Here is a 7,225-nt window from a genome sequence, read left to right as displayed (position 1 = left end):
GCGCTCGCTTAACTGAAATTGAGCAAATAACTTTTCTTGGTAATCTTTCTTGCCTTGCATACAGAAATATACGAATTTTCTGTATATTTAGCGAGTGGTTGTGCAACAGGCACATAGTATAAAAATAATAGCGGTTAAGTCGCTTAAACGAAAGTGAAAGATATAAATCAAACAATAATAACAAACGGAATGGTAAGTACATAAAACACCGCTACTATTCTTATACGAGACCGTTGGCAAACATTATGACCCGTCCTGTTTTTAGGGAAGGCTACAAAAAGGGATAGGCTACACAAGAACCTATAGAATTATTAAAAAATAAAAAGTGTAAATAACGAAAGCTAAACAACGGGTATAATCCATAGCTGTGTATTTTTAAAATTTAGAATATTCCTTACCTTTAAATCTCACTGATTCCTATGACCGTATTCTAATCGAATTCACTCGCTACGGAATCATAAACGAACACGTCATGAAACATAAAGCGATGTTCATATGAATAAATCTTATAAATAAAATATGCTATCAAAATTCTACAACATTAAAAATTTAAAAGGCGACTTTACAGGAGGTTTAGTGGCTGGAGTGGTTGCGTTGCCATTAGCCCTTGCCTTTGGTGTACAATCGGGCATGGGTGCCACTGCAGGTTTATATGGCGCTATTGCCGTTGGTGTTTTTGCCGCCATGTTTGGCGGTACCGAAACCCAAGCTAGTGGGCCAACCGGACCGATGACCGTTGTTTCAGCAACACTGGTAGCGGCAGCTATTGAAATGACAGGAAGTCTTGAAAATGCAATGGGGATTATTCTAGCCGCCTTTTTATTGGGAGGCTTATTTCAAGTGATTTTCGGGTTTTTAAATATTGCCGGATATGTGAAATACTTCCCCTACCCAGTGGTATCGGGCTTTATGAGCGGCGTGGGACTAATTATTGTTATTCTACAGCTTTTTCCCTTTGTTGGACTGGGTTCGGCAAAATCCACTTTGGCGGTAATTCAAGATTTTCCTAGGCTTTTTCAAGAGGCCAATCTTTATGCACTGCTGTTAGGAGGTATTACCATTCTTATTTATTTCGTATTTCCTAAAATTACTAAAGCTATACCAAGCGCTTTGGTGGCTTTGATTGTTGCGACTTTAATCGCTTATTTTACCAAAATGGATGTGCCTTTAATTGGTGAAATCCCCTCTGGTTTGCCATCCTTTCAATTGGGAGGTGTTTTAGATATTGATTCTAGTGCATATAGTACAATTTTGGAGTATGCTATTGTTTTGGCTGTTCTTGGAAGTATTGATTCTTTATTGACCTCTGTTATTGCTGATAATATGACCAAAACAAGACACAACAGTAACCGCGAATTGATTGGGCAAGGCATTGGGAACATGCTTGCGGCTGCCATCGGCGGTATTCCGGGTGCGGGGGCCACCAAAGGCACTGTTGTAAATATTAATGCGGGAGGAAGAACACGGTTATCGGGTATTTTGCATGGCCTCTTTCTTTTAGCTGTATTGCTAGGTTTAGGACAATTGGCGGCCCATATTCCGCTTTGTGTACTGGCGGGTCTGCTCATTCCAATCGGTTTTAAAATTGTTGATTTTAAAGGGTTGAAACACTTATTAAAAGTACCCAGAGCTGATGCTATCGTCTTAGTTTTAGTGCTGTTGATTACTACTTTCGGTAGTTTGATTCAAGCGGTTGGCATTGGCGTGGCACTAGCATGCTTGTTGTTTATGAAAAAATCCGGTGATATTAGCGAACAAGGATTAGAGGTTGGTGCCGTTGCAGATATTGATGGCAACAAACCTTGGCAGGACGAGATAGAATTTTACGAAAAATACAAAGATAAAGTCATCATCAAACACTTGTACGGTGCCTTATTTTTTGGATTTACCTCTTATTTTAAAGATCAAATAAAAGGACTACCCAATGAAGTAAAAGCAGTGATTCTTAGAATGGACCGCGTGCCTTATATGGACCAATCGGGTTTGTATGCTTTGGAAGATACCATTTTTGATTTGCGTGAAGAAGGTATTGAAGTATTGTTAGTAGGCTTAAAAGAACAACCTATGGATATGCTAGAAGCCGTAGATATTATTCCTGATTTGGTACCAAAAGCCGATGTTTTTGAAGAGATTGATGATGCTTTTGGGTATTTGAAGGGGAAGTTGAAAAGTTGATTTTGAAAACTTCTTCTATTGTGCCTTCCCAATCAAATGAAAATCCAAATGCTTTTTGACCAAATCGGTATTTTTGACTTTCACTACCACTTCATCGCCTAACTGATACATGGTTTTGGTACTACGTCCCACCATGGCGTAATGGTCTTGATCGAACGCATAATGATCATCTGTCATATCCCTAACGCTAACCATCCCTTCACATTTATTGGAAATGATTTCTACATAAATACCCCAATCAGTTACCCCTGAAATTACACCTACAAATTCCTGGTCCTTATGGTCTTCCATAAAACGAATCTGCATATACTTAATGGAATCGCGTTCAGCTTTAGTAGCCAGCATTTCCATATTGCTGGAATGTTGGCATTTTTTTTCGTAACTCTCTTCGTTGGCAGATTTACCACCATCTAAATAATGCTGTAATAACCGATGCGCCATAACATCCGGATAACGGCGAATAGGTGAGGTAAAATGACTGTAATAATCAAAAGCCAGTCCATAATGCCCAATGTTGTGCGTGGTATATTCGGCCTTACTCATGCTGCGTATCGCCAAGGTATCCACTAAATTTTGCTCCTTTTTGCCAACTACTTCCTTTAGTAAATTATTCAAAGAGGCAGTGGTGGACTTTCTATCCTTAAAATTCAGTTTATAGCCAAAGCGCCCCACCACATTTTGAAGCGATGCCAGTTTTTCATCATCTGGTTCGTCATGCACACGATAGACGAAGGTCTTTTTAGGGGATTGTTTCCCTATAAATTCTGCTACTTTTTTATTGGCCAATAGCATAAATTCTTCAATCAATTTATTGGCATCCTTGCTGGTTTTAAAGAATACGCCCTCCGGATTGTTGTTTTCATCCAGATTGAATTTTACTTCAACTTTGTCAAACGAAATAGCACCGTTTTTCATACGTTTTCTACGCATAATTTTGGCCAGTTTATCTAAAGTGAGAATGGCTTGAGCTAATTCTGGAGTGGTGTTGTAGGCTTTGCCAGTAAGGGAAACATCGACGGGGATTTGGGTTATTATATTGGTAGCTGAGGCTCTCGAAGCTACATTGTCCTTGGTCACTTCGAGAGCCTCAGTGACCTTTGCATTCTGCTCAATAACAGCCTGTGCTTCTTCGTAAGCATATCGTGCATCACTATAAGTTACCGTTCTGCCGAACCATTGGTGTTTTACCTCGGCATTTTCATTGATTTGAAATACTGCCGAAAAGGTATATTTTTCCTCATGCGGTCGCAAGGAACAGGCATTGTTCGATAATACCTCTGGCAACATAGGCACTACCCTATCCACCAAATAAATGGAGGTAGCGCGCTCAAATGCTTCATCGTCCAAAAGGGTACCTTCTTTCACGTAATGTGAAACATCAGCAATATGAATACCTATTTCATATAGCCCATTATCCAATACCTTAAACGACAGTGCGTCATCAAAATCCTTGGCATCCTTTGGATCAATAGTAAAAGTCAAATCCTTGCGCATATCACGGCGATTGGCGATTTCGGTTTCCGTGATTGAAGTATCCAGTTCATTAGCAAATGCTTCAACGTCATGTGGGAATTCATGTGGTAAACCATAGTCTGCTAAAATAGCATGGATTTCAGTATTATGCTCCCCAGGTTTTCCTAAAACTTGCATCACTTTTCCATAAGGTGAATCTGCATTTTCAGGCCAGTCCTCCAATGTCACCAGCACTTTATCACCATCCTCGGCCTTTAAGGTCTTATTGATAGGCACAAAAATATCTTTATACATTTTGGTGCTGTCTGGTACCACAAAGGCATAATTGCTGTTTTTTTGGATTTGAATCACTCCAACGTATTCAGACTTAGCTCTTTTTATAACATTTGTGATTTCGCCCTCTATTTTACCACGTTTACGGCGTTTATAAGCATAAAATTCTACCTCGTCACCATCCAAAGCTTTGTTGATGTTGTTAGAAGCTATAAACACGTCTTCATCAAAATCTTCTGAAATCACATAACCCGAACCTCGTGCTGAAATATCCAAAATACCAGTGTGGTATTCTGCGTTAACAATAGCTCTGTACTTACCTCTATCTACTTGTTCAATCTCTTGGCGCCCTGCTAATTTAGCTAAGGTTTTGATAATTTGATTGCGACTGCTGGCGTCGTTAACGCCAAGTTTTGAAGCAATTTGCTTATAATTAAAGGATTGGTTTCTATCTTTTTTTAAAATGCTTAGGATTGCATTGGTGAGGTTCGGTATTTTGTTTTTGGAGCGTTTTCTCTTTTTTCGTTTTGCCATTTAATTTTTTGTCAATTGTCATTTCCTGAGGATCAATGTCAGGCAGGAATTCATTCTATCTCAACTCTCTTTAGGTGAAGTGAATTAATTGAGTTGAGACAAAGCTACGGTTTTAATATTAAATGCTTGTAATCGTAATTTAAACTATTCTATAATTATTTTTTTAGCAGATTTACCTTGATTGGTTTCTACCTCAATAAAATACATCCCACTTGATAATTTACTTAAGTCTATCTTTGATGTTTTTACTGAATATAAATATTGACTTTGTAGATTATAGATGTTAACTTGTTTTAGTTCTAAGCCTTTGTTTAACTGGATATTCAAAATATCTTTTGCTGGATTTGGATAGTATGAAAAATAATCTTTTTCGAAACTTTGAGTGGATAAAACAGCGCTTAAATCATATACACGAACATGACCGGAATCTATTGCATTGCCGTCATTAAAGGGAGCTCCTATTGCTACAATACTTCCATCTGAAGATAGACTTACACTTCGTCCAAATTGATCACCAGCTGCTTCACCGTCAATAGTGTTTCCAATTTGATTCCAAACACCATTTATATTTTTATAAATACGCACATAACCAGAAAATGAATCATTTGCACCCTCATTACGACTTGATCCTATAGCAAGCACTTCACCACTAGAAGATAAACTTATACCTCTTTCTCCAAAATAATCATTACTCGCTTCTCCATCTATATCATCTCCTATTTGAGTCCATGTTCCATTCAAATATTCATATACTCGAACATGACCTGAATCCGAACCGTTTTCACCATCATTAAAAGGAGCTCCAATTGCTATAATATTACCATTTGAAGATAAACTTAAACTAGATCCAAATCTATCAAACTCTGCTTCACCTAAAATATCATTACCTTTTTGAGTCCATATTCCATTTATATTTTCAAAAATATAAACACGTCCACCTACTATATTAGGATCGGAAGGCACCCCTAAAGCTATAACTTTTCCGTTTGAAGATAAACTAACAATTTCCGAACCTATAGCAGATTGCTCATCTATATCCTCGGTTAATTTAACCCAATTTCCTCCAATATTTTGATATACAATTAAGTTGTCAATGGCTAGTATATTTCCATCTGATGATAAACTTATACTTTCTCCAAAATTGGTAATAATTGATGGTCCAAATATATCGGTCCCTATTTGTATCCAATTACCATTATTAAATTTAAAAACCCGAACATAACCAGAATTAAATCCGTTAATTCCATCATGTCTTGGAGCACCTATAGCAACAATGTTTCCATTTGAGGACAAACTTACAACTGATCCTGATAAATCATGATTAGCTTCCCCGATTATATCTAAACCTTTTTGAGTCCAAACACCATTTTTATTTTCATATACACGTACGCTACCTTTTGCAGAATCGTATCTAGGAGCGCCAATAGCTATAGTAGTTCCATCTGAAGAAACACTAACACTTTCCCCTAAAGCATCTCGAGAAACACCTAAATCTCCATCAATATCATTTCCTATTTGAGTCCAGGTTCCACCCATATTTTGATATACCCGAACATGACCTGCGTAATATCCATTACCAGAGTTTCTTGAAGCACCAATTACTAGGGTATTTCCATCTGAAGATAAACTTACACTTTCACCACAAAAATCTAATTTTCCTTCTCCCCTAACATCTGAACCAACACTATTCCAAGTAAAACCATTATATTTATAAACTCGAACAAGACCAGATCTGTAGTTTGTCGTATCACTTAGTGGTGCACCAACTGCTAAAGTATAACCATCTGAAGATAAACTTAAGCTATATCCAAAAATATCATCTCCTAATTCCGCATCAATAGTGCTTCCTAATTGAGTCCATACATTTCCGATATTTTGATAAACTCTAACATCTCCTGAAGATAATATAGAACCGTTACTTTGTCTAGCGCCTATGGCAGCAATGGTACCATCTGAAGATAAATCTACACTATGACCTAACTGATCTCTTGTTGCGTCACCGTTTATATCATTACCTATTTGAGTCCAAATACCATTTATATTTTGATAAATACGTGCAAGACCAGATTGATTACCATTAGGCCCCGAATAACGAAAAGCACCAACTATTAATGTGTTTCCATCATCTGATAAACTTAAACTATATCCAAACCAACCACCATCTCCATCTATATCATTTCCTATTTGAGTCCAGGTTCCACCCATATTTTGATATACCCGAACATGGCCTGAACCATTAAGACTACCACTATTATTATATGCACCAATAGCAACTATACTACCATCTGAAGATAAACTTACACTTGTTCCTGACAAATCTCCTTCTGCCTCTCCATCTATATCATTCCCTATTTGTGTCCAAGTACCGCTCATATTTTGATATACCCGAACATGACCTGAGTTTTCTCCATTTATTCCATCATTTCCAGGTGCACCAACAGCCAAAATACTACCATCATATGATAAACTAACACTTGTTCCTGACAAATCTCCTTCTGCCTCTCCATCTATATCATTCCCTATTTGTGTCCAAATACCATTTATGTTTTCATAAATACGAGTATGACCTGAGTTTGTTCCATTTATTCCATCATTACTTGGAGCTCCAGCAGCCATAATTGTTCCATCAGAAGATATACTAACGCTCTCACCAAAATAATTGACATCATTACCATTTATACCTTCAATATCTTGACCTATTTGAGTTTGTCCAAAACTGATAAAGGGAACTAAGAGTGCAAAGAGTAAATTTTTCATAAAAGTGCTTGAT

General features: G+C 37.4%; 3 protein-coding genes. 1 reads left to right on the top strand and 2 read right to left on the bottom strand.

Annotation, left to right across the window (positions count from 1 at the left end; genetic code table 11):
* The first annotated feature begins 519 nt into the window (after positions 1 to 519).
* A complete protein-coding gene (locus ACFSR8_RS06275; protein ID WP_380290157.1) occupies positions 520 to 2,175 on the top strand; it encodes a SulP family inorganic anion transporter in 1,656 nt (551 codons plus the stop codon).
* A 15-nt stretch (positions 2,176 to 2,190) separates the two neighbouring features.
* On the opposite strand, the gene ACFSR8_RS06270 is transcribed toward ACFSR8_RS06275, so the two are convergent.
* Together ACFSR8_RS06270 and ACFSR8_RS06265 are read right to left on the bottom strand one after the other, a co-directional pair.
* Positions 2,191 to 4,455 (bottom strand): ribonuclease R family protein, encoded by a 2,265-nt coding sequence (locus tag ACFSR8_RS06270; protein WP_380290155.1) that lies wholly within the window; start codon positions 4,453 to 4,455, stop codon positions 2,191 to 2,193.
* A 144-nt stretch (positions 4,456 to 4,599) separates the two neighbouring features.
* Entirely contained in the window at positions 4,600 to 7,212 is a 2,613-nt protein-coding gene (locus ACFSR8_RS06265) for a T9SS type A sorting domain-containing protein (protein ID WP_380290153.1), read from the bottom strand.
* Positions 7,213 to 7,225 lie beyond the last annotated feature (13 nt).

It is taken from the genome of Hyunsoonleella rubra (assembly GCF_042684665.1).
Lineage (GTDB): Bacteria > Bacteroidota > Bacteroidia > Flavobacteriales > Flavobacteriaceae > Jejuia > Jejuia rubra.
This window is presented reverse-complemented; position numbering and strand designations above follow the sequence as displayed.